The sequence below is a fragment of the Methylophaga sp. UBA5088 genome (assembly GCF_002414625.1).
Lineage (GTDB): Bacteria > Pseudomonadota > Gammaproteobacteria > Nitrosococcales > Methylophagaceae > Methylophaga > Methylophaga marina.
In genome coordinates, this window is sequence record NZ_DIAC01000030.1 from 39,392 (window position 1) to 39,697 (window position 306).

Consider the following 306-nt stretch of genomic DNA (forward strand, 5'->3'; position numbering starts at 1 on the left):
AAATGAACATTCATATTGAACAGTTGATGTCAGATTCTGGCGTCAAATTCGGTACAAGTGGTACCCGTGGTCTTGTCAAAGACATGACAGATTTTGTGTGTTTTGCCTATACCTCAGCATTTTTGCAGCATTTGATTCACGAGAAGCAGATACAGAAAGGGGATCAAGTTGGTATCGGTGGTGACTTGAGGTCCAGCAGTCCACGAATTATGAAGGCAGTGGCCAAAGCTTGCCAGCATTATGGTCTTCATCCAATTAATCTGGGTTTTATTCCTTCCCCAGCAGTCGCCTTGTACGGAATTCAAC

General features: G+C 43.8%; 1 pseudogene. It reads left to right on the plus strand.

From position 1 onward, the window contains the following. Window positions 1-2: 2 nt before the first annotated feature. A pseudogene (locus B4K20_RS04080) lies at window positions 3-306 on the plus strand (phosphomannomutase); the annotation flags it as partial.